The sequence below is a fragment of the Clostridium sp. FP1 genome, assembly GCF_011065975.2.
GTDB lineage: Bacteria > Bacillota > Clostridia > Clostridiales > Clostridiaceae > Clostridium_AD > Clostridium_AD tagluense.
In genome coordinates this window covers 4,922,537-4,941,000 of record NZ_JAAMNJ020000001.1, presented here as the reverse complement: position 1 = coordinate 4,941,000, position 18,464 = coordinate 4,922,537, and the positions used below count along the sequence as shown (strand labels likewise).

At 30.7% G+C, this 18,464-nt stretch carries 19 protein-coding genes and 1 tRNA gene; 9 read left to right on the top strand and 11 right to left on the bottom strand.

Annotation, left to right across the window (positions count from 1 at the left end; genetic code table 11):
• Positions 1–30 precede the first annotated feature (30 nt).
• The gene (locus G9F70_RS23510) at positions 31–891 is read right to left on the bottom strand and encodes a hypothetical protein (RefSeq protein ID WP_164945051.1); all 861 of its coding nucleotides are present in this window, start codon (positions 889–891) and stop codon (positions 31–33) included.
• A gap of 431 nt (positions 892–1,322) precedes the next feature.
• Between G9F70_RS23510 and G9F70_RS23505 the strand changes: the two genes are divergently transcribed.
• Positions 1,323–1,655: a PadR family transcriptional regulator gene (locus G9F70_RS23505; RefSeq protein WP_124998454.1), complete on the top strand. Its 333-nt coding sequence runs from the start codon at positions 1,323–1,325 to the stop codon at positions 1,653–1,655.
• A 17-nt stretch (positions 1,656–1,672) separates the two neighbouring features.
• Entirely contained in the window at positions 1,673–2,980 is a 1,308-nt protein-coding gene (locus tag G9F70_RS23500) for a DUF2812 domain-containing protein (protein ID WP_164945050.1), read from the top strand.
• A 439-nt stretch (positions 2,981–3,419) separates the two neighbouring features.
• On the opposite strand, the gene G9F70_RS23495 is transcribed toward G9F70_RS23500, so the two are convergent.
• The 5 genes from G9F70_RS23495 to G9F70_RS23475 form a co-directional block, all read right to left on the bottom strand.
• On the bottom strand, positions 3,420–3,857 hold the full coding sequence (locus G9F70_RS23495; RefSeq protein WP_164945049.1) for a hypothetical protein: 438 nt from the start codon (positions 3,855–3,857) through the stop codon (positions 3,420–3,422).
• A gap of 149 nt (positions 3,858–4,006) precedes the next feature.
• Complete coding sequence (locus G9F70_RS23490) at positions 4,007–4,660, bottom strand: HAD family hydrolase (protein WP_164945048.1); 654 nt, start codon at positions 4,658–4,660, stop codon at positions 4,007–4,009.
• A 137-nt stretch (positions 4,661–4,797) separates the two neighbouring features.
• Positions 4,798–5,322: a phosphatase PAP2 family protein gene (locus G9F70_RS23485; RefSeq protein WP_164945047.1), complete on the bottom strand. Its 525-nt coding sequence runs from the start codon at positions 5,320–5,322 to the stop codon at positions 4,798–4,800.
• Positions 5,323–5,412: 90 nt separating this feature from the next.
• Positions 5,413–6,759, bottom strand: a complete 1,347-nt coding sequence (locus G9F70_RS23480; protein ID WP_164945046.1) for a [Fe-Fe] hydrogenase large subunit C-terminal domain-containing protein — start codon at positions 6,757–6,759, stop codon at positions 5,413–5,415.
• A gap of 167 nt (positions 6,760–6,926) precedes the next feature.
• Positions 6,927–7,002: transfer RNA gene (locus tag G9F70_RS23475), tRNA-Pro, on the bottom strand.
• Between the two features lie 33 nt (positions 7,003–7,035).
• On the opposite strand from G9F70_RS23475, the gene G9F70_RS23470 reads away from it, so the two are divergent.
• Both G9F70_RS23470 and G9F70_RS23465 read left to right on the top strand, forming a co-directional pair.
• Positions 7,036–7,203: a hypothetical protein gene (locus tag G9F70_RS23470; RefSeq protein ID WP_164945045.1), complete on the top strand. Its 168-nt coding sequence runs from the start codon at positions 7,036–7,038 to the stop codon at positions 7,201–7,203.
• 73 nt (positions 7,204–7,276) lie between these two features.
• Positions 7,277–7,897, top strand: a complete 621-nt coding sequence (locus tag G9F70_RS23465; RefSeq protein ID WP_164945044.1) for a LysE/ArgO family amino acid transporter — start codon at positions 7,277–7,279, stop codon at positions 7,895–7,897.
• Between the two features lie 80 nt (positions 7,898–7,977).
• On the opposite strand, the gene G9F70_RS23460 is transcribed toward G9F70_RS23465, so the two are convergent.
• Positions 7,978–8,298 (bottom strand): hypothetical protein, encoded by a 321-nt coding sequence (locus G9F70_RS23460; RefSeq protein ID WP_164945043.1) that lies wholly within the window; start codon positions 8,296–8,298, stop codon positions 7,978–7,980.
• A 523-nt stretch (positions 8,299–8,821) separates the two neighbouring features.
• Between G9F70_RS23460 and G9F70_RS23455 the strand changes: the two genes are divergently transcribed.
• The 5 genes from G9F70_RS23455 to G9F70_RS23435 all read left to right on the top strand — a co-directional run bounded on the left by G9F70_RS23455 (position 8,822) and on the right by G9F70_RS23435 (position 13,010).
• Positions 8,822–10,198, top strand: a complete 1,377-nt coding sequence (locus tag G9F70_RS23455; protein ID WP_164945042.1) for an aldehyde dehydrogenase — start codon at positions 8,822–8,824, stop codon at positions 10,196–10,198.
• 48 nt (positions 10,199–10,246) lie between these two features.
• Positions 10,247–10,594, top strand: coding sequence for a hypothetical protein (locus G9F70_RS23450; protein ID WP_164945041.1), 348 nt, complete (start codon positions 10,247–10,249; stop codon positions 10,592–10,594).
• Positions 10,595–10,694: 100 nt separating this feature from the next.
• The gene (locus G9F70_RS23445) at positions 10,695–11,126 is read left to right on the top strand and encodes a hypothetical protein (protein ID WP_164945040.1); all 432 of its coding nucleotides are present in this window, start codon (positions 10,695–10,697) and stop codon (positions 11,124–11,126) included.
• Positions 11,127–11,641: 515 nt separating this feature from the next.
• Complete coding sequence (locus G9F70_RS23440) at positions 11,642–11,848, top strand: nucleic acid-binding protein (protein WP_164945039.1); 207 nt, start codon at positions 11,642–11,644, stop codon at positions 11,846–11,848.
• A 442-nt stretch (positions 11,849–12,290) separates the two neighbouring features.
• Complete coding sequence (locus G9F70_RS23435; RefSeq protein ID WP_164945038.1) at positions 12,291–13,010, top strand: creatininase family protein; 720 nt, start codon at positions 12,291–12,293, stop codon at positions 13,008–13,010.
• Between the two features lie 94 nt (positions 13,011–13,104).
• Here the strand turns inward: G9F70_RS23435 and G9F70_RS23430 are convergent, their stop codons facing one another.
• The 4 genes from G9F70_RS23430 to G9F70_RS27160 form a co-directional block, all read right to left on the bottom strand.
• Positions 13,105–14,019: a PhzF family phenazine biosynthesis protein gene (locus G9F70_RS23430; protein ID WP_164945037.1), complete on the bottom strand. Its 915-nt coding sequence runs from the start codon at positions 14,017–14,019 to the stop codon at positions 13,105–13,107.
• A 180-nt stretch (positions 14,020–14,199) separates the two neighbouring features.
• Positions 14,200–15,987, bottom strand: coding sequence for an ABC transporter ATP-binding protein (locus G9F70_RS23425; protein ID WP_164945036.1), 1,788 nt, complete (start codon positions 15,985–15,987; stop codon positions 14,200–14,202).
• Positions 15,987–17,723, bottom strand: coding sequence for an ABC transporter ATP-binding protein (locus tag G9F70_RS23420; RefSeq protein WP_164945035.1), 1,737 nt, complete (start codon positions 17,721–17,723; stop codon positions 15,987–15,989). The genes G9F70_RS23425 and G9F70_RS23420 overlap by 1 nt, the downstream gene beginning before the upstream one ends.
• Before the next feature lie 349 nt (positions 17,724–18,072).
• Positions 18,073–18,198 carry a hypothetical protein gene (locus G9F70_RS27160; protein WP_263484358.1) on the bottom strand — a complete coding sequence of 42 codons (126 nt, stop codon included), beginning with the start codon at positions 18,196–18,198 and terminating at the stop codon, positions 18,073–18,075.
• Between the last annotated feature and the right edge of the window lie 266 nt (positions 18,199–18,464).

Below are 18,464 nucleotides of genomic sequence, written 5' to 3'. Positions count from 1 at the left end.
TAAATTTCTAGCTCTTTTTTTATAGTATTTCTAGTTTAAAACTTCGAGTCCAAGGTCTAGTATATTAGCAAATAATAATAAGGAATTAGTATTTGGGATAACATTATTTTTAACATCTAATAATTTTCCAAGTCCATACTCGGTGTAGATGCTAACAGTAGGGAAATTAAGTTCACCCAGGTCACAAATAATGTCGGTTTCGTATAATTTTATTTTAGTCATGTTATCAATGGGCTCGACTATTTTATAAAGTCTTGTAGGATAGTCATATCTTAGAACTTTTAAAATATTACTTGCTAGTATTTTTTTAGGTTTAGTGTTTATATCATACTTTGAAGTAGTTGAAGAAATGTTATTTACAACAAAATAATCAATATTTCTTTTGTAATTCACCCTATCTTTAAATTCTTTTAATCTTTCTAAATTTAACTCTACATTTACTGAGATTTCATCATTTTCTAAACTTTTAAAACTTTCTTTTATGTAAGTTAATTCTTCTTTTCCATGGAGTTCTCTAGCTAAGATATTCATACAATTATCATAAATATCTTCAAATGAACTAAATGGTAAGGCGTATTTTATACAATCTAAAACAAGGTAAATCTTGAATTTAGCAGATTTATTACTAGTTTTAGATGAATAATTGACTTCAACTAATAATCTTTCATTCAATAGTGCCGTATCAAGTGTTATTTTCTCAATTCCGTTACTAAATTCTATAGTGTAATTCTCATTAGTAGATAAGTTTTGTGTATCTTGATTTATTATATAAGTACTTTTAAAACCAGCTCCAGTAATTTCACCAACTCTCAATGAACTTTTTATTGGTAATTTCTTCAAATTTATATATGGTCTGTTTGTACATAGGTTGTTTTCAGATATTATTCGCATAGTAAACTCCTTTAGTTCTAACAAGATTGTTAGTTTGATTTATCAAATTTCACAAGAATACTCCAACCGCTTAGGTGGTGAGCTGAATTGTGTTTAGGAAAGAGATAAAGAAAGAAATTGCTTCTAACTTGCATCAACAAACCCCTTAGCAAAATATAAAATACTTATATTTGTAGTTTTAATAACTTTGCTTGATTTTCCAACTTTAACTTGAATATAATTATACCACCTATCATAACAAAAATACCTAATGGTTTTATGAAGTCCAATTTAATTTGCTGATTACCCAATAATCCAAAGGTGGCAAATCTCTTTTTTTAGTGAATGATATAAAAATTTAAACAAATGGAAAAATACATTGACAATATCGAGTGTCGATAATATACTGAGATTATATATATCGATACTCGATATTGAAGAGGTGATAAGAAATGGCAAGAGAGCAATTTCAAAATTTAACAGAACCAATGTATTATATATTAATGTCCTTACTCAAAGAAATGTGCGGGGTAGATATTATGGAGGCTGTAATTGAAATTTCAAAAGGCCGTGTAAAGGTTGGCCCTGGGACGTTATATGCGCTTCTTTCTAAGTTTGAAAAGGAAGATATGATAATAGAAACAGAAGTGAAAGGCAGAAAAAGAAGTTATATAATTACTGATAAGGGAAAAGAAATACTACTAGAGGAGTATAGAAGATTAATTACTATGGCCAATGATGGAGTATTGTATATGGAGAGATATAAAGAGAATTTTAAAATATAGAGTGGAGGTGTAAGATTATGAGAAGTAAGGATACAAAGACAACAATATTTATGTATTTACCCTATGAATGTTCTGCTGTAGAAGAATATCTTGATGAAATGGCAAAAAAAGGATGGTTATTACAATCTATAAAAGGAGTTTTTTTTAAGTTTAAGAAAACAGAAATAGAGAAAATAAAGTATTCAGTAGACGTACTTAATAGGGTTTCTGTTTTTGATCATAAAGATAGTGATGTAGCTCTAGAATATAGGGAATATTGTGAGGCGGCAGGATGGACATATGTATGTGAGCATGTAAAAACTCAAATATTTTATACACATGGGGATAAGGAAGCTATTTCTATTCATACTGATGAAGAGGAAAAGTTTAAATTAGTTTTCAAAGCTTCATTATATAATATGGGAATTCAGTTTTTTTTAACTCTTCTATTGAGTTTCAATCTATATATCCAATTATTTATGGGAGATGGAGGTTTTGTACTAGCATCTAATATGGGCATCTTATCAATAGTTACAATGTCTTCCCTTATAATTATAAATAGTGGAGGATTTATTAGCTTTTTAATTTGGGTCATAAAAGTTAGGGCTAAGTTAAAAAAGGATAAAGGCATGAATTATAGTAACTATAAGCAAGTAAGGATAAAAAGTATATTAAGAAATAGCTATGGCTTAATAATATTATTTATATTTTTAAAACTGTTAATTTTTGATACTACAGGATTTAATATTTCTTTCTTAATAATAATAACAATATGCATTTCTATAATAATTATGATTTGTGTGCGAAAATTTATTGATAAAAAAAAGCATTCAAAAAACATTAATATGGGTATAACTATAGGCAGTGTAGTAGTCTCAATATATTTAGTTTTAATACTTGGCATTGGTTCAATTCTTTTTAGTAGTGAAACTTTACAAAATGATGTGCCAACCCATAAATTTAATTTAACAACTAAGGATTTTGGGGTTGTAGGAAATAATGATGAAAGTCCTTATATTAAATTTGATAAAAGTATAATAGCCCAAAGAGTAGGCTATTCTGGTGGTAACGACGGTAATTATTTAAGCTATACAATGTTTCAAAGTGACTATCCTATAATAATTAAATTCTATGAAAATAGATTATTAAGTAAATTTAATCGTTATGGTGCTAATTTATTGGAAGAGAGGACTAAACTACCTAATAATATTGTGGTCTATTCAGATAGTGTGAAAAAAACATTTGTAGTAGTATCACAAGATAAAGTAGTTGAGATTAGGAAAGATTTTACTAATCTAAGTGAAAAAGAATTTTTGAAAAAGATATATGAAAAGCTTTTTTATTAATAAATCATACAATTAGTCCATATAAGAAGCCAAGCATGCTGGCTTATTATATTTTTGTTATTAATTTCATAGCATTATATTTTGTATATTGAACAAAATAGTAAGGATACTATGATTAATTTTTTATAAAAGGAGGAAAAAATGCTATGGGCGAAAAAAAAGATCCTTCTTGTGCAAGCCAACAAGAAAAGGAGAAAAAAGCAAATAATTTAGGAGCTAAGCATAATAAAAAGACACATAAAAAAGATTGATATTAATATTAATTTTAAAAGGCATATATTGTGAAAAATATATGCCTTTTGCTGATTTTAACGACATTTCAGAAGGAAAGTCGCCTACGTCTATAAGTGGGAGTTACACCCTGTAACAGAGGGAAAACTTCAGTGGGAGTCTAAATATCCTTCTGAAGTCGTTAATATGCAGCTCCGCAGGAGATGATTTAGGTAACTGTATCATCTTGATTATTAACAGTGTCATCTTGGGTAATTATGCTATCTTTTTTTATCCATCCTTTATTATTAATATTAGTCTGAGATTTTATAGATACTTCATACCATGCAATATCAAAAATCTCAGCACAATCCTTAATTTCTACAGGAGTAAGTTTAACTAAGCTAGATAGAACTAGCGAATTTTCCAGGGGGCTTAGATATAGATTGCAAACTTCTTTTGTAGTTCCTGATTTAAAAAGTGGTGCCTTGTATTTTATTATAATAGGACCCTCAGCACTTCGCACGCTTGCTATTTTTGATTTGAATTCTCTATTTTGCCTAGAAATAATCTTTAGTTGAGTTTTTTGTGTTGATAATTTTTGATTCATGATGGAATAATATATGCCAAAACATATCAAAAGAACTGAGAATAGAAAAATAATCAATAGTATCTCTCCTTCTAAAGTACTTATTCACAACAATTATGTACTAATATAATAGAGGTTAACTGAAAGATTTGTGCATATGCTTAATATATACTATTCTATAGAAATGAAAAAAATTCATAAAAAAAACCCATGTAATTACATGAGTTTTAAATAGCTGTAGTTAATTCATGATATTCAAATATAAACATATCTGCATGACTAATAATATCTTCTCTTTGTTCTTTGGAAAAATCATCATATACGCCTACTACCCTCATTCCAGCAGCTTTTGCACCTTTAACTGCAGGTAGGATATCTTCAAATACAATACATTCTGATGGCTCTACACCTAATCTTTCAGCGGCAAGTAAATATACATCAGGAAAGTTTTTCGCCCTAGACACTTCACTCGTAAGAGTTATGCAGTCAAAGTAATGGTATATACCATTAGCATTAAGAACAGCTTCTAACAGATCCTTACTATTACTTGTGGCAAGTCCAATCTTTATGTTCAGAGTTTTAAGCAAAGATAAAAACTCAACTACTCCAGGCTTTAGCTTTACATTGTTAAGATATTCCACATAGGCCAAATCTGTCCATTCCTTTTTAATTTCTTCTATAGTATCTAATATACCAAAATTACTTTTAAAATATGCTGCAGTGTCATCGAAGCTAAGATGTTCTATTTGGCTTTTAAGATTGGAAGGTAAATCCATATTCATCTTTTTAAAATAATGTTCATCTATTTTGCCCCAAACCCACATAGAGTCGATAAGGGTACCATCTAAATCAAAAATTGCAGCTTTAATATTTGTTAGCATTTAATCACCTCTTATAAAATTATAACATGAATAAATATAGTAATACACTCAGATTTGAAAAGGAATTATGGGCATTAATTAAGAGTAGCTACCAGGACAATTAAGCTGATAGCTACTCTTAGTTATTTTCATAGGTCTTAAAAGAACCTGTAAGTAAGAAAAGAACAGGTAATTCCTAATAAAGCACCTACAATTACATCTGTAGGGTAATGAACCCCTATATACATCCTTGAAATCCCTACACAACAAGCTAGGGGTATAGATATAAAGCCAAAAATAGGAAAATATAAAGCTACTATTACAGCTAATGAAAATGCACCGGTAGTATGACCTGAGGGGAAAGAGTATTTATCTATACCTATTTTTTTTATATTTAAATTTGGAATATCTATAAATGGTCTTAATCTAGTAACACTTATCTTGAGAAGCTTGCCAATGCCAGTACTTATTGTTATAGAAACCATAGCACGAATAGCCATGACATGAAGCAGCGCGTTACTTAACAAAAAGGCGAAAGTGCAAAATATAAACATAAAAGTAAAAGAGCCTAAGTAAGTCATAGCTGGCATTACAATATCTAAGAACTTACACTTCCAAGAATTATTTATAATTCTAAGTATGTTAATATCTCTATGACTTATATATTCAAATAATGCTTTCATAAAAACCTCCAATCTGCACAGTGAATTATTTTTTTTGATTACTTAATATTGTATCATATTTTAGATCCGATTTACATTGTGAAATATTAACTAGAACTCCCTGTGAAATATTTTGGTCTTATCTTTATCTTTGAAATCCCCAGCACTATTAATTCCAATTCTATTTAGGATTTCGTTCATACAATCGCTATCAATGGCTACTTTAATCTTTGAATTTTGTGCAAATTTATCTACTCTAATTTTTCCGAAGCTTGCATCGATTAATGATTTAGGTCCTCCAACGCAACCTCCAACACAGCCCATTCCTTCTACAAAATTTGCATTGATTTCCCCGTTTTGAGCTTTAGTAAGCAATTCCTTACATTCTTTTACACCATTTCCTTGAATAGGATTAAATAAATCGTATTTTTCAGGAAATAATCTTTCTATAACTTCTCCAATAGCTATAGATACTCCTCCAGTCCTAGCATAAAGTCTACCGCCTCTAGACGCATATTCACTAGATACATCTGCCTTAAGTTTTTCAGGCTCAATATTTAATGTATCAAAAATATCCTTAAGTTCGGAGAAGGTAAGCACGTAATCTATGTCGCCTAAAAGGTCGGGGTCTTTAGCTTCACCTTTTTTTGCAATACAGGGTCCAATAAAGACTACTTTGCAGTTAGGGTTTAATTGTTTTAAAACTCTACCAGCAGCAATCATAGGAGAAATGGAGGGGGATACATGTCTCACTAAATTGTGGTATACCTTCTTTACCATTCCTACCCACATAGGACAACAGCAAGAGGTAAGCATTAGATCTTCTTTTACTTTAACATGTTCATCAAACTCAATAGCTTCCTTTAATGTAAGCATATCTGCGAAAAAAGCAACTTCAACCATATCTGTGAATCCGATTTTTTTTAAGGCGGTTCTAAGCTTATCTATATTAGCACTTTCTCCAAATTGGCCAGTAATGGCGGGGGCTACAGCGGCTATTACTGTAGAATTCCCTTTTAACAAATTCAAAAGGGGAATAAATTCTACCTTATCCATTAATGCACCAGTAGGACAGGCATCTACACAAAATCCACAGTCTATGCATTTATCATTATCAATATAGGTAGTATTACATTTATTATCTATTAATATGGCATCAAATGGGCAAGAAGCTTGACAAAGGGTTTTTCCAGACGTATCTGCACACTCCATGTCGCAATGTTTAACTTTATTTACAATCTTGTGATTTGATTCATAATATTGGATAGCTTTTTTTAAATCATTTATGTAATTATTTGAGAAGACTACATTAACTCCACAAAGTGAAGAAATTATAGAACTTAACTCGGTTTTATTAATATTGTCTTTTGATAGTAATTCCTGTAGCTTATTTTCAAAATTATCTTCATGATAGGACTTAATTAGGGTCTTAAAAATTTCATTATACATTTTATTCAAAATAATCACTCCTAAGTTGTTATTAGCTATGTAATAATGTTAGCATAATATTTAGAAAAAACAATAAAATAGTGAAGCATTGTTTAGCTTGTGAAAAAGGAGTGATTTTATACTTAAGCCATGAAAAATTTATAATAAAAAAAGAGTTGTCGTTAGACAACTCTTTTTGGTCGGGGTGACAGGGATTGAACCTGCGACCTCATGGTCCCAAACCACGCGCGCTCCCAGCTGCGCTACACCCCGATGACTTCTTTATTATATAATAGGAAGGGGTAAATGTCAACAGTATTTACAAGCATTTTTCCAAATGCAAGAAATATAGGGTTTATATATTGTATATCTCTTTCTCAAGTTGTTAATATTACAGCATGGAAGGTAGGATTTAACCACAATAAAATCAATAAAATATTTCAGTATATACATGATAATATGTATAAGTTATAATTTAAAATAAAAAAGCAATATTGTAGATGCGGGTATGGTAATTTTGTAGAGGTAATAGTTAGGGGGGGAAAGGATGTATAAATATCTAATGGAAGGATTGCTTGTAGGCTTTGCTTACGTAGCACCTATAGGTACACAAAACATATTTGTAATAAATACGGCTATACGTAAAAGTATACTAAAGACATATCAAGTTGCATTTATTACTATATTCTTTGATATATCGCTTGCAGTATCATGCTTTTTTGGGGTAGGAGCACTTATGGAAAGGTTCAACCTTTTAAAAATGCTTATTCTTTTATTAGGAAGTATAGCTGTAGTTTACATTGGAGCAGGGCTTGTGAGGCAAGTACCAGAAGTTAAATCTGAAGAGGCTGTGGATCTGAATAAATCCATTATAAAAATAATAGGGACATGTTTTGCAGTGACTTGGTTAAACCCTCAAGCAATAATTGACGGCTCATTATTACTGGGGGGAAGTAGAGCGGTGCTACCAGTAGATATGGGAAGCTACTTTATTATAGGGGTATGCTTAGCTTCATTAATTTGGTTTACTTTATTAGCTACAGTTGTTTCACTATTTAAAGCTAAGTTTAATATTAAGGTTATTAGGATAATAAATTTAATATGTGGAGTAGTTATAATTGTATATGGATTTAAATTAGCATATTCCTTTGTTAAATTGATTATCTAAAAGGATTTGTAAAATAAGAGAGCAGTTTCTCATATGATAGTAAAATAACATCATATGAGAAACTGCTCTCTTTAGTATAATTATTTTTTAGCAACCTTTTTTTTATCACCCACACCTCTTGTGGGTACAGTAGACATAACAAAACCTACCAGTATAGAAACTAAGGCAGGAGCAATTACGTTGATATATACAATATACCTTGTTTTGTACAAAACTAGTGCAGTAAGAGCAGTGATTGATGCGCTAGCTACAAAAATGATAATTACAAATTTTGCCAAAGAACTCATAAATTTTTCATATAATCTATGACGAGTTGGTCCGCTTATAACACTTCTAAATAGAAAATAAGAAGAGAATATTATTATTATATCTACTATAGCCGAAACTAGAAAATTTTTCATTATACATACCTCCAAAACAATTTTTCCTAGTTAGTGTTACCAAAGATTAATACTTTTACGCAATATAATTATAAAAAGTGAAACTAAACTATATAAATACAAGTATTTGAATTAGTAGCTTACTTTTACAGTGTAAAATTATGTAATTTTAAAATGTAAAAATAATGAAAAACAAAAAAGGGCTTATTCATAGGTAATATAGATTACTGTAAATGATTTGTAAGGAAATTAAATTATAACCATGCATTGACAAATTAAATAAAGGATACTAGACTATGTTTAATAGGTTAAACAAAAGAACGGAGAGCCACTATTTCACATCATCTTAAGAGCCTAAAGCTGACTGGACTTGTAGATATGGATCAGAGGCACAGGTAATTATTATTTTTTAACTCTTAGAGCCACCGTAAGCATGTTAAAAGAACTGTTAGATTCCATAGAAAAAATTGTATTATTAAATAGTTAGTGAAATTTATCTGAATATACCAAGAAAAAAATATCATTATAGGGGGAGTGTTGAATAATGAATGATATAGAGACGGTTTTAGAAAAGCAAAGGATTTATTTCCATACAGGAGCTACAAGAGATTTAGATTTTCGTATGGAGAAGTTAAATACCTTAAAAAAGTCTATACAAAAAAATGAGAAACATATATTAGATGCATTGTGGTCTGATTTGCATAAATCAGAATTTGAAGCTTATGCTACTGAAATAGGAATAATCCTAGAAGAAATAAATTTTGTTATGAAACATTTAAGGTCCTGGTCAAAAACTAAAAAAGTAAGAACTCCAATAACACATTTTTTATCTTCTAGTTATATTTATTCAGAGCCTTATGGAGTGAGTTTAATTATTTCACCATGGAATTATCCATTCCAATTAACAATGGCACCATTAATTGGTTCCATAGCGGCTGGAAACTGTGCTATGTTAAAGCCATCAAAATATTCTCCTAAAACCACTGAAATTGTGATTAAAATTATTGCAGAATGTTTTTCAGAGGAGTTTGTTTCTGTGGTAGAGCCTTATGGTGGTCGCGAATCCATTCAAGCACTTTTAGAGGAAGAGTTTGACTATATATTCTTTACAGGTAGTGTACCTGTTGGGAAAGTAGTAATGGAGAAAGCTTCAAAGCATCTTACTCCTGTAACTTTAGAATTAGGTGGAAAGAGTCCTTGTATAGTGGACTCAGATTCTGAAATAAAACTAGCTGCAAAAAGAATAGCTTGGGGTAAATTTTTAAATGCAGGACAAACTTGCGTTGCACCAGATTATTTACTAGTTCATAAAACCGTTAAGAAAGAGTTTTTAAATGAGCTAATGGATTGTATAAAAGAGTTTTTCGGAGAAGATCCATCAAAAAGCAATGACTTCCCTAGAATAGTAAATGAAAGGCAATTTGACAGGCTTATAGGACTTTTAGATAAAGGTCATATTGTAACGGGAGGAGAATACAATAAGCAAGAACGATATATTGCACCTACTATTATTGAAAATATAACTTGGGAAGACCCAATTATGCTAAATGAAATATTTGGTCCCATATTTCCGATTATAGAATTTGAAGACCTAGAGCAAGTTATAAAAATGGTTAATTCAAAACCTAGGCCCCTAGCATTATATTTCTTTTCTAATAACAAGAAACATCAAGAAAGAATAATAAAAATGATTTCTTACGGTGGAGGATGTATAAATGATACAGTTATACATGTAGCATCTACCTATGCACCTTTTGGTGGAGTAGGGGCTAGTGGTATGGGAAGTTACCATGGCAAAGGAAGTTTTGATCTGTTTTCTCATAAAAAGAGCGTAATAAAGAAGAGTAATATTATAGATATTAAGGTTAGATATGCTCCATATAATGATAAAATTAAATTGCTAAAGAAACTTATGAAATAATATATTGTGAATAAAATGGTTATATTAAGTATTTTATTGGAGGCAACTATGATTTATGAAAAAAGTAATTTGAAAATAGAAAGTGATTTTGAGGTAAGGGAAATACAAAAGGATGAACATAACGTGGATTTAATAGTTCCAATAGGCAATAGATGTGTAAATCTGTATTTACACAATGCGCCTAAATATATGAAGTCAAGAGTGCAATTTCCATCTGTTAAAAGCATACTTATTAGATTTTGCACTATAGAAGATAATAATACATGTACCCTGCACTTTTTAAGTGATAGTGGAATTCATTCCACTATGGCGAACTTTGAGATGGATTATAGTGAAACATATATAGAAGTAAGAAATACTGAATATTTTGTGGATATGAGAATGCTTGGGGAGTAAATTCACTTATCTTAATTCACCCTAAGGGATTAGCTTATGATAATATAAGATTGTTATATTAAATAATCACATTTAAAAAGGATATTCGTAGGAGGAAAACATGAAAGAAATTAAATTTAGTAAAGTAACAAAAAAAATAGCTATGAAGCAAGGCGCCTTTAGTATTTTAATGAGTTTTGCACTATTAATTGGAGTGATAGGATCGTTTGCTAGAGGAAGAACTGAAATTGCAGCAATCTTCTTAATGGTAACACTTGTATCTATAGGATTTTCAATATCCTTTATTATAAAACTTAGAAGACTAGAAAATTTAAATTATTTGACCTTTGAAAAAGATAGATTCGAACTTAATAGTAACTTTGCGTCAAAGGGTAAGGTTATTCTGTTTAATGATATAAGTAAGGTTGAAATAACAAATAAATATATAGCAATAAAGGTAGATAAAAAAATCTATAATATTCTTGTTCAACATATTGAGATTGAAAACAGAAAAGAAGTAGAAAAATTTTTTATGAAATATAATAGAAAATAAAAGTGTGAAAATTCTCCGTCGTGACTTGCAAACGAGCTCGGGACTGGAAATTTCATTTAGAAATTCTAATGTTTTGCAAATATAAAAGGCTCTAACACTCACACTCGGCGTCCTGCCTCGGGTTCGCTAGCCTGCCGTCCTGGAAGGCTTACGAGAATTTTATATTTGCAAAGCAAGAATTTCTAAATGGAATTTCAATAGTCCTTTCGCTTCGTTTGGAAGTCACTAGGTCGAATTTCATACTTACTATGGAGATACTATTTAAAGTAGCACTCCCGATTCCTCTGGGGCACAAAACAACTATTAATTGTTATTCTTCCTAGGTTGCTTACCTAAATTTAATAATGTAATAGTGATAATAACAAACTCATATCCTTATTTTATTATAAGGATATGAGTTTTACTTTTTTATATAAGCTTATGGAGAGGATTTAATAAACTTATATGGAAATATATATAATAGGTATGAAAAATCATCAATATGAAAATAATCATGGGAATTGGAGGATTAAGAAATGAAAAAAATATGTAATCAGTGCCAGAGTGAAATGATAGAGGATTGTAAGGTGGAATCTTATGGTGGAGTTACAATTTCGAAGAAAGGCAAAGGGGTTATTTTTAATACTGAGTATGCCAAAGTAAAAGCAGCAGTTTGCCCTAATTGTGGTTGTGTAGTTTTATATATTGATAAATATATAGAATTTGTAAAGTCCTTATATTAATATAAGTCAGAAAGGGTGACATTATGAAAAAGATCATTAAAAATAAGTATGCTGTGTATTTACTATGTTTATTTACTATTGTTTTTGTCTTAAAACTATTTTATTTAAAAAATATGATAAGTTTATTACTCCTAATATCTATATCATTATCATTAAATTTAGCTATACTCTTGCTAACATATTTATATAGAAAAAAGATTAACGATACATATATTATAATAACATTTGTTATTGTTGCTATATATAATACTGTAGATATGATTACCGTCATATATCCTAATAATATAATTGGTAATAGAATTTCTTTTATATTGTTCATTTTATTTTTACTATCATTTTATAAAGCCAATAATACTAAATAGTTTTAAAATTAACTAAGAAAGGAAGTGAATATTTAGTGGGTTTGGGTACTTGATTTATAGTGCTCCACTAAATACAATTTATGTATATAATAGAATATACCTCTGATGATTTTAAAAAATATAGTGAAAAAATCCATACAATAATTATTCCTATAGGATCATTGGAAGCACATGGGCATCATTTACCTTTAGGAACAGATATTTTTTCACCAAGATTATTTTGTGATAAAGTAAATGAAAAAATAGGTAATAAAATATGGATTGCTCCAGAAATACCTTATGGGCAGAGCTATGATTTGTCCATTTATCCAGGGACTGTGACTATGCCCTCAGAAGTTATGGCAGAGTATGTCTATTATGTAGGAAAAAGCTTTTATGAAAATGGACTTAAGAATATTATTTTCTTAAACGGGCATGGAGGCAACATAACGGCGCTTAGTTTAGCAGCTGAAAAGTTGGTACCTCTTGGGGCTGCTGTCATGACAATAAATTGGTGGTTAGATTTTTCTAGGGATATACTTACAATCACTGAAGGTCAAGGGCATGCTGGGGAGGATGAAACTTCAGCTATCTTATATTACGATGAAGAGCTTGTACAAATGGACAAAGCAATGAAAAATCCTAATAAGCAACTTATACCTGTACGATTTGAGGATAGAGGAAAAACTATTTTTCAAGATGCACTTACTGGAGATGCTACCTTAGCAACAGTGGAAAAAGGAGAGAGAATCTTTGGGTTATTGGAAGGTAAAATAATAGATAGAGTTGAAGCAATGCAGCAAGGTAGATATTACGAATAAGTAAACGCTTTAGGTTATTTATAAAATAAAATTTTATATATTGAAAATTTAAACGCCACTAGAAGAAGTGTTCTAGTGGCATAGATAATGAATATTAGCTGCAGCGTATTTCCCCTGACATAACAATAACTGCCTCACCTCCAACCTTTACTGTTAAGTCATCCTTAGTTCCTTCTAGTCTTACAACTATTTTGCTGGGTCTATTCATATAGTAGCCCTGTTCACAGATTATAGTTATATTATCTTCAAATTTAAGCATATCATTTTTTACTAGGTAGGCACCAAGTGCTCCATTAGAAGTTCCTGTTGCAGCTTCTTCATTTATACCAGCAGCAGGACCAAAGTTTCTACAAGCTAGAGTAGAGGAATCTTCTTCAGTTTCAAGAGTAAAGGCATGCACTCCAATAATATTTAGCTTATTACTATACTGTGCCAATCTATCATAGTTTGGATTTATGGACTTTAATGCAGATAGACTTTTAACTGGGAGCATAATATCTGTAAGACCGGTAGATACAGCTTGAGGAATAAGGCGGTATCCGTCAATGCCTATATCCTGTGCATTTATTCCCATGATTTCAGCAAGTTCACACAGGTCTTCAACCGTAAAAAGAAAATTAGGTTTAGTTTGAGTCATCATTACACTATGGATTTTACTGTCTTTAAAATAAAGTTCAACTGGTAAAATACCAGCCTTAGTTTTTTGTTTTACAATTTTGACATTATTAGTTCCAGTAATTATACCTTTTGAAGCTAAGGCGAAAAAAGAAGCAATTGTAGCATGTCCGCATAAATCTACCTCTTGAGTAGGTGTAAAAAATCTTACTTCGTAATCTGCCACATCATCTTGTAGTGGAAAAATAAAGGCAGTTTCCGATAAATTCATTTCCATTGCAATTTTCAACATATCCCTATGATTTAAACCAATTGCATTAGGCACTACACCAGCTGGATTACCTCCAAAGGGTACAGCTGAAAATGCGTCTACTCCATAAATAACTTTTTTCATAAATAATTCATTCCTTTCTAATGCGAAATTTTTATTTTCAGACTATATTATCTAATATAGTTCCAATATGGCAGTATGTAAATAAAAAATAAACCTACATCTGAAAGTTGTAGGTTTAAATCTTAATATCATAAATTGTTAATAGCTTTATTTTGATTTCTTACTCCAATCTAAGATGCCTTAAGCCCCTTCATTTAAGAATTTATATTGAGACATATAAAGATCATAATATAATCCTTTTAGGTCTATAAGTTCGGCGTGGGTGCCTCCCTCTACTATTCTCCCATCATCTATAACCATTATTTTGTCGCAGTCTCTTATAGTTGATAGTCTGTGTGCTATAACAAAGGAGGTTCTGTTAAATAGGAGTTTTTTAATGCCTTTTTGTACAAGCTTTTCTGTAGTAGTATCAATATTAGAGGTAGCTTCATCTAATATTAATATTCTTGGATTAGCAAGTAAGGCGCGAGCAAAGGATATAAGCTGCCTTTGACCAACGGAAAGTCTAGATCCTCTTTCATTTACCTCTGTAGCATAACCATTATCTAGCTTCATGATAAAAGAATCTGCGTTAACGGCAATAGCCGCCGCTATTACTTCTTCGTCCGTGGCATCTAGTTTTCCATAACGAATATTTTCCATAATAGTAGTAGAGAAGAGAAATGTATCTTGAAGCATTATGCCCATTTGACTTCGGAGGGATTCAATATCAACATGAGATACATTTTTACCATCTACTAAGACTTCTCCGCTGCCTGCATCATAAAATCTACTAATTAAGTTTATTATAGTAGTTTTGCCAGCCCCGGTAGGACCTACTAAAGCTACAGTTTCTCCAGCCTTTATTTTAAAGCTAACATTATTTAATACAGAAACATCATTATCATAGCTAAAAACTACATTTTTGAATTCAACATCACCTTTTATTTTAGTCATTTTTATAGCCTTATCAATAGTTATAATATCTGGTTTTATATCTAGTATTTCAAAAATCCTTTCTGCAGAAGAGAAATTTGTTATTAATGTATTGTAAAAATTGCTGATGTTCATAATTGGTCTCCAAAACATTGAAATATAAGCAGTAAATGCAACGAGTTCACCAATAGTTAAGGTTTTTGCTTTTATAAGAGGCACGCTATACCAGTATACGAGTAAACTGCCAAGTCCCCAAGATAATTCTACCATGGGCCAAAACAAATCATTTAATCTAACAGCCTTCATAAAGGCATTCATCATGTCGCCAACATAGGTTACAAAGGTTTTAGAGGTTTTGTCTTCGGTGGCGAAAGATTGAACTACTCTTATGCCAGAAAAATCTTCATGGGTAAAAGCATTAAGATTAGAGCGTTTAGATCTATATATTTGCCAGCGCTTTCTAGAAAATATTTCTATAGAAGAAAGAGCTATAATTAGCACTGGTAAGAATGAAATCGAAATTAGAGCTAATTTAACATTCATAGAAAACATAATAATTGTTACAAATACTAGAGTTAAGATTTCTGGGATAAAGTTAGTTACGCTGTTATCAAAGAGATCTTGCAGAGAACTTACATCTCCAATAACCCTTGCAAGTATTTTTCCAACGGGTCTATTATCAAAAAAAGTAAAGGATAGTTTCTGAATATGAGTATATAATTCCTGTCTTATATTTAATAGTGCAGAGTTAGTAACTGACGCCATAATATTAATTCTTATTCTAGATGCAATGAGGGATATTATATTAAAAACTACCATAAGACCGGCAATTTGTGCTAGGCCTCGTATATTAGAGGTTCCTATATATTTGTCTATTGCTAGCTTCAAAATATATGGGTTTACTAGAGAACATACCATGACGACTACCATAAGCAAAATAACTAAAGCTACTTTTAGTTTAAAAGGCTTTAAATAACTAAATATCCTTATTATCAGTTTTCCCTTGGAAGCTTCCTTAAATTGTTCATCTTGCTGTGTTGAATTTCTAGGCATTATACCACCACCCCTTCAAGGTCCATAAAGTCTGTAAATTGTTGATTGTACACATCATAGTATTGCCCTCTCTTTTCAAGGAGAGTTTTGTGATTGCCCATTTCCACCACGTGGCCATTTTCAAGGAATAGTATAATATCCGCATTTTTAACTGCAGAAATTCTATGTGCAATTATAAAAGTAGTTTGTTTGTTATTTCTGTGGTGAAGATTTTTTAAAAGATTGTATTCAGTATCCATATCTAAGGCTGAAGTGGCATCATCAAGTATTAAAATACTAGAATCTTTAACCAGGGCTCTTGCAATAGAAAGTCTTTGTTTTTGACCGCCAGAAAGCCCTAGTCCTCGCTCGCCAATAATTGTCTCATAGCCCTCCGTCAGACTATCCAGAAATTCGTCCACGCAGGCGTCCGTGCAAGCTTTTTTTATTTGTTCAAAGGAGGCATCCAGATTTCCAAAACGGATATTCTCAAAAATACTCTCTGAGAATAAAAAAGTATCTTGAGAAACTACAGCCATTTTAGATCGTAAATCATGGATAATTATATCACGTACATCATTACCATCTACAGTAATACGACCTTTGGAGATTTCATAATATCTGCCTATAAGATTTACAAGAGAGCTTTTACCTGAACCTGTTGTGCCCATTATTGCAACAGTGCTTCCAGCAGGTATATCCAAATTTATATTTTCCAAAATGTAATTTTCATTATATTTAAAAGACACATTTTCAAATTTTATGGAGCCTTTAATTACAGGCATAGCTATGGCATCATCTTTATCTTTAATTTCAGGTTCTACATCCATTATATCAAAGATTTTTTTAGCAGAAGTATTTGCCTGAGTTATGATATTTGTAAGCCAGCCTATCATTCTCATTGGCCAAATTAACATCCACACATATTGGCTAAAGGCCACCAGTTCTCCAATAGATAAACTTTTACCAATTACTAGCATTCCACCAACACATACTACGGCTAAAACAGACATGTTACATAAGAATTCTATCATAGGGAAATGTTTACTCCATATCTTAGTTTGCTTCATATTAAGATCATAATTTGTTCTGTTATGGTTTAAAAACTTTAATGTTTCATGTTTTTCTCTAGCAAAAGCTTTTACAAGACGTACACCAGCAATATTTTCTTGAGCTGTAGTGTTTAAAACTGCATTATGGTCACTTATGGCGCCAAAAGCTTCGGAAACTTCACGTTCAAGCTTCATTGCTATATAGCCAATAAGAGGCATAGTTATAAGAGTTACAAGTGCAAGCTGAACATTCATACGAAAGATTAGTACAGAGGCAACTAGGAAATAAATTAATTGTTCTATAGCAAGGCCTATACCAAAAGAAATGGATCTCCATACATTATCCACGTCAGATCCCATCCTTGACATAAGTTCGCCGGTGTTCATACTATCAAAATATTTAAATGGTAAACTTTGAATATGATCAAATAGATCTGTTTTTAAATCTATGCTTACTCTAGAAGATAAGTAGTCTAAGCTGTATTCTCTAATATAGCCAAGTATTGACCGAGTAAGAGTAATTCCAGCAAGAGACATTAATACAAAAGTTAGAAGGTTATATTCACTATTGCGAAGTACTTTATCAATCATAACTTTTACTAAATAGGGATTAAACATGTCTAGTATTATACTTATTATCATTGCAATAGAAGCTATAATAATAAAGAGTTTGTATTTTGTAACATATTTTAAAATTCGTTTCATTAAAATTTGACCTCCTTAACGGTTAGTATATTTTAAGAAATAGAGATTAATCTATTTCTTAAAATATTTTTATGTGTTCATATAATATTAAATTATAAGCATCAGTATCTCAAAGATACAGGATTAGATGCGTTTATTTAATATTACGAAATAATATAAGTCATTGCTCAGGCTATTATTGCATAAATATAGTGGCTTTCGCCGATAACGACTGAGTAGATTCTTATTTTCAAAGAAAGCAAACCCCGTAGTGATTCCTCCTAAATTAATATTATAGTTTTTTGAAATTGTAGAGTTATTCATTATAATTTCCTCGCTTTCAAATTTTTATTAGATACTAATGGGCGGATTATATTTGTTTGTTTGTAATAAGAAAATAATCAAGGTCACTAATAGTTTTAAATGTGTTTAAGAATAAAGGTTTTTTTCGATAAATATATCGAGAATTTCCAAGTTTAAAAAAACTATGTTTCATAAATACCCCTCCTAAGCTAGATTTTGGTTTTGTTGAATTTTCAGAACTGTACATTGTAATTCCTCCCGTAATTTGTTTTGACTTTTATAATTAATCACTTATGTGATTTATTAATAATTTTCTTCGAAACTGAAATGTAGTTAACAGAAAAAAGCCATGGAAATATCCATGGCTTAAAAAATGATTAATCTTATGCTAAATCAACAGGCATACATAAGAAATTAACTCATATAAAAAGATCATGGGCGAGTAGCCCATGATCAATG

Excerpts from the sequence above, each read along its gene's own strand:
- G9F70_RS23425 (WP_164945036.1), bottom strand. The coding sequence starts at position 15,987 with ATGCCTAGAAATTCAACACAGCAAGATGAACAATTTAAGGAAGCTTCC.
- G9F70_RS23455 (WP_164945042.1), top strand. The coding sequence starts at position 8,822 with ATGAATGATATAGAGACGGTTTTAGAAAAGCAAAGGATTTATTTCCAT.
- G9F70_RS23445 (WP_164945040.1), top strand. The coding sequence starts at position 10,695 with ATGAAAGAAATTAAATTTAGTAAAGTAACAAAAAAAATAGCTATGAAG.
- G9F70_RS23470 (WP_164945045.1), top strand. The coding sequence starts at position 7,036 with ATGTCAACAGTATTTACAAGCATTTTTCCAAATGCAAGAAATATAGGG.
- G9F70_RS23460 (WP_164945043.1), bottom strand. The coding sequence starts at position 8,298 with ATGAAAAATTTTCTAGTTTCGGCTATAGTAGATATAATAATAATATTC.
- G9F70_RS23440 (WP_164945039.1), top strand. The coding sequence starts at position 11,642 with ATGAAAAAAATATGTAATCAGTGCCAGAGTGAAATGATAGAGGATTGT.
- G9F70_RS23420 (WP_164945035.1), bottom strand. The coding sequence starts at position 17,723 with ATGAAACGAATTTTAAAATATGTTACAAAATACAAACTCTTTATTATT.
- G9F70_RS23500 (WP_164945050.1), top strand. The coding sequence starts at position 1,673 with ATGAGAAGTAAGGATACAAAGACAACAATATTTATGTATTTACCCTAT.
- G9F70_RS23510 (WP_164945051.1), bottom strand. The coding sequence starts at position 891 with ATGCGAATAATATCTGAAAACAACCTATGTACAAACAGACCATATATA.
- G9F70_RS23430 (WP_164945037.1), bottom strand. The coding sequence starts at position 14,019 with ATGAAAAAAGTTATTTATGGAGTAGACGCATTTTCAGCTGTACCCTTT.
- G9F70_RS27160 (WP_263484358.1), bottom strand. The coding sequence starts at position 18,198 with ATGAAACATAGTTTTTTTAAACTTGGAAATTCTCGATATATTTATCGA.
- G9F70_RS23505 (WP_124998454.1), top strand. The coding sequence starts at position 1,323 with ATGGCAAGAGAGCAATTTCAAAATTTAACAGAACCAATGTATTATATA.
- G9F70_RS23465 (WP_164945044.1), top strand. The coding sequence starts at position 7,277 with ATGTATAAATATCTAATGGAAGGATTGCTTGTAGGCTTTGCTTACGTA.
- G9F70_RS23490 (WP_164945048.1), bottom strand. The coding sequence starts at position 4,660 with ATGCTAACAAATATTAAAGCTGCAATTTTTGATTTAGATGGTACCCTT.
- G9F70_RS23435 (WP_164945038.1), top strand. The coding sequence starts at position 12,291 with ATGTATATAATAGAATATACCTCTGATGATTTTAAAAAATATAGTGAA.
- G9F70_RS23450 (WP_164945041.1), top strand. The coding sequence starts at position 10,247 with ATGATTTATGAAAAAAGTAATTTGAAAATAGAAAGTGATTTTGAGGTA.
- G9F70_RS23485 (WP_164945047.1), bottom strand. The coding sequence starts at position 5,322 with ATGAAAGCATTATTTGAATATATAAGTCATAGAGATATTAACATACTT.